This window comes from Mumia sp. (assembly GCF_028803055.1).
Lineage (GTDB): Bacteria > Actinomycetota > Actinomycetes > Propionibacteriales > Nocardioidaceae > Mumia.
On record NZ_JARBCJ010000257.1, the window covers coordinates 1 to 3530 of the forward strand.

Here is a 3530-nt window from a genome sequence, read left to right on the forward strand (position 1 = left end):
CCTCCGTCGCCCGCGCGAACGCGTCCTGCGTGCACTCCTCGGCCAGGTCCCAGTCGCCGGTGGTCCGGATGAGCGTCGCGACGATCCGCGCCCACCCCGAGCGGAACGCCTGCGTGAGGGCTGCGTCGACGGTCACGGGCCCCAGAACGGCCGAAGCTCGATCGTGCCGATCGTCGCGACCGGGTGCGAGGCGGCGACCGCGAGCGCCTCGTCGAGATCGGCGCACTCCAGCACGTCGTACCCGCCGACCTGCTCCCTCGTCTCGGCGAAGGGTCCGTCCGTCACGAGCAGCTCACCGTCACGGGAACGGACGCTGGTGGCCGTCTCCGTACGGGCCAGACGGTTGCCCTCGAGGCGTACGCCGCGCTCGGTCGCTTCTCGGACCCAGGCTTCGGTCGCGGTGTTGATCGCTGCGGTCTCCTCCGGCGAGAGGTCGAGGTTCTCGTCACCACAGATGAACATGAGGTACTTCATCGATCCTCCTGCGGCGGAGCGTAGTCCGCGCGCCGCCAGCTCCGCAACGACTTGAGTCGGCGCCGGCGGCGGGCGCGCCGCTCGGCACGCCGCGCCCGCTCACGCTCGAGGCGGGCGACACGGCGGTGTGCCTCGTCGAGAACCATCTCCGGGTAGGTCTCCGGCGTCGTCGGGATGTAGATGTACATGGTGGTCTCCTTGCTCGTCTTTGCCTCTTGACGAACAGGAGGTGCCGCCATGGACACCGCGGTGAGAATGGTCTGGTGAGCGACCTTCAGGTTTCTGCCGTCGATCGGCTGCTGACAGACTGCCGCCGACACATCGACCGGGTGCAGCCCGCGGATCTCGAGCGAGAGGCGGCCGCTGGCGCACTCGTCGTCGACATCCGGCCGAGCGAGCAGCGAAGCACCGACGGCCCGCTGCCGGGCGCTGTGGTGATCGACCGCAACGTCCTCGAGTGGCGGCTCGACCCGACCAGTCCGCACCGGCTGGTCGGCCACGACGATCCGGGTCGTCGCATCGTGCTGGTGTGCAACGAGGGGTATGGGTCGAGCCTGGCGGCGTACACGCTCACCCGGCTCGGGCTCCGCGACGTCGCCGACCTCGTCGGTGGCTTCGAGGCCTGGTCGGAGTCTCGCGACATCGTCACCCCATGACCGGTCGCTGCAGGATCCGTCGCGTGGCGGCACGCATCGAGCCCGTCGCGATGAGCGCCACGACGATGCTGACCGCCGGGATCAGCCACAGTGGGCCCTGCGGCCAGGGTCGGCCCACCACTCCCAGGGCGAGCACGGACATCGGGAGCACCGACAAGATCAGGCCCGCGGTGATCGCCAACGCCGAGATCAGCGCTGCCTCGCGGGTCACCATCGCCCTGATCTGCCGTGGTGTGGCGCCGACCATCCGGAGCAGGGCGAGCTCCTCACGTCGTCGTCCCGTGGCGGTGCGCAGGCTGTTGCCGACCGCGACCAGCACGTAGCCGAGCATCGGCACCAGGACGATCAGGCTGATCCAGCGGTCCACGTCCGACGCCCCGTTCAGGGACGACCCGGAGGCCACCGCGTGGGCGGGGTGGTCCTCGGCCCACGCGGTGACGGCAGCGCTGTCGCCGTCGACGAGCACGGTGTCGAGCGACCGTGCCAGGCCGTGGGACGTCAGCAGGTCGGTCGAGGCGATCACGCCGCCGAACCCGAAGCCTCGGCGATACGTGGCCACGACGAGGGGATTCACGGCCACGCCGTTGCCGAGGCGCAGCTCTGTCCGGTCGCCCACACCGACGCCCCATCGTCGTGCGGCGTTGACGTCCAGGGCGATGCTGTCGCCGCGCAGATCAGCCAGGTCACCGGCAGCGACGTCGAGGTCCAGCACGTGTGGTGCCTCGGGTCCGACGCCCAGCGCGGGGTATCGCTCCGCCGTCGCATCACCGAGCGTCCTGCTCGTACGCAGCACGGTGGTCGAGACGAGAGGCACCGCGGCGTCGACCCCGGGGGTCGCGGCGAGAGTGGTGACGTCGCCCGCCGTGAGCGGACCGCTGATCCGCATATCGGCGATCATGCCCGCCGACTGCTCGGCGCGGGTCACGTCCTCCAGGGTCGACTGGGCGTACACCTGCGTGAGCGTGAGGCCGATCGCGAGGGCCAGCACGCTCACCGACCCGGCGGTCCGCAGTGCGTAGGCGTGGGTGTTGTTGAGCGCCAGCCAGCCGGTTGCGCTGGTTCGGCCGTCGCTGCGCCGCGCCAGCCGGCCGGTGATCGTGCGCGCGAGTGCCGGCCCGGCGACGGCGAGCCCCACGATGCCGAGCAGGGTCCCGCTGACCGCGGACAAGAAGGCCTCCTCCCCGGGTATCACCAGGGCGAGGAACGCCGGGGCAAGGGACGCGGCGATGAGCGTCAGTCCGGTCGCGGTCCGGATCCGCGACGGGCGGCGAGGCTCGACCTGGGCGTCTCCCATCGCCTCCGTGGCCGGGCGTCGCGACGCCCGCCAGACAGCGAGGCGGGCGGCGCACTGGACGACCAGCAGGGTCAGCGCGGCCACGGTGAGGCCGGCGATCGGCGTGTACGCGACCGGCAGCGCCGTGGAGACGACGCCGGCCCGGGCCAGCTCGTCGCAGAACCACCCGGCGAGGACGTAGCCGAGTGCCACACCGGGCGCCAGCCCGACCAGCGCTGCCAGGCTCGCCTGCCTGGCGACCAGACTCCTGATCTGGCGCGGGGTCGCTCCCACCGCACGCAGCAACGCGAGCTCGCGGCGTTGGTTGGCCACCGAGATCGCCAGGGCGCCCGCGGTGATGAAGCCGACCAGCAGCAGAAGGATCCCGGCCAGCGAGGCGGCCAGCTCCAGCAGCTCGCCCCGGGCGTTGCCGATCGCGAGCGACTCCACCGCGCCTCGGGCGTCGCCTGTCGTCACGGTGTAGTCACCGCCGACGGCGTCCTCGATGTCGGCGGCGACCTCGGCGGTGTCCGCGTCCTCGCTCAACCCGACCGCGATGAGGTCGCTGACACCGTCGGGCAGAGGAGCCAACGCCGCCGCGTCCACCGGCGCCAGGTGGACGGCTCCGGGGGAGTCGACGAGGCCGGTGATTCGTACGCTCCGGTGCGCGTCGCCGACGGTCAGGTCGAGACGGTCACCGACGGCGAGCCCGGCCGACTCGGCGGCCTCTTCGTTGACCACGACGTCGCCGGTCGTGCGCGGAGCGGTCCCACGGAGTGCCGGATCGCCCAGGGCGGCAACCGCCCAGCTGTGGGCGTCGTCGGTCACGGTGCGGTCGCTGCCGGGAGCGGTGAGCGAGACCGGGAACGTCACGTCGGCGGCCGCGGCTGCTACCCCCGGGACGTCGGCGATCCGGCCGGCGAGGGCGGTGGGAACGGGGGCGCGTTCGGTCAGCCGTACGTCGAAGTCCTCGACGACCTCGACCTGCTGGGGGGCCGAGACCAGCACCGCGGCGCCGGCGAGGCGCTCAGGCGGTGCCTGCGCACTGAGGCTCGTCTCGGTGAGCACGGCGCCGGCCGAGATGAGCGCGGTTCCGCCGAAGATGGCGAACGCGACGGCGAGCAGGG

4 protein-coding genes are annotated in these 3530 nt (G+C 72.3%); 1 reads left to right on the forward strand and 3 read right to left on the reverse strand.

Features of this window, described 5'->3' with window-relative positions; translation table 11 throughout:
- Positions 1–132 precede the first annotated feature (132 nt).
- Both PV363_RS16630 and PV363_RS16635 read right to left on the reverse strand, forming a co-directional pair.
- Positions 133–474, reverse strand: coding sequence for a YciI family protein (locus tag PV363_RS16630; RefSeq protein ID WP_301022930.1), 342 nt, complete (start codon positions 472–474; stop codon positions 133–135).
- On the reverse strand, positions 471–662 hold the full coding sequence (locus PV363_RS16635) for a hypothetical protein (protein WP_220344308.1): 192 nt from the start codon (positions 660–662) through the stop codon (positions 471–473). The genes PV363_RS16630 and PV363_RS16635 overlap by 4 nt, the downstream gene beginning before the upstream one ends.
- 75 nt (positions 663–737) lie before the next feature.
- Here PV363_RS16635 and PV363_RS16640 point away from each other — a divergent pair, with 75 nt between their 5' ends.
- The gene (locus tag PV363_RS16640) at positions 738–1130 is read left to right on the forward strand and encodes a rhodanese-like domain-containing protein (RefSeq protein WP_301022931.1); all 393 of its coding nucleotides are present in this window, start codon (positions 738–740) and stop codon (positions 1128–1130) included.
- Here PV363_RS16640 and PV363_RS16645 read toward each other — a convergent pair.
- On the reverse strand, positions 1120–3530 hold a 2411-nt coding region (locus tag PV363_RS16645; RefSeq protein WP_301022932.1), incomplete at its 5' end, for an ABC transporter permease. The two genes, PV363_RS16640 and PV363_RS16645, sit on opposite strands and share 11 nt — an antisense overlap.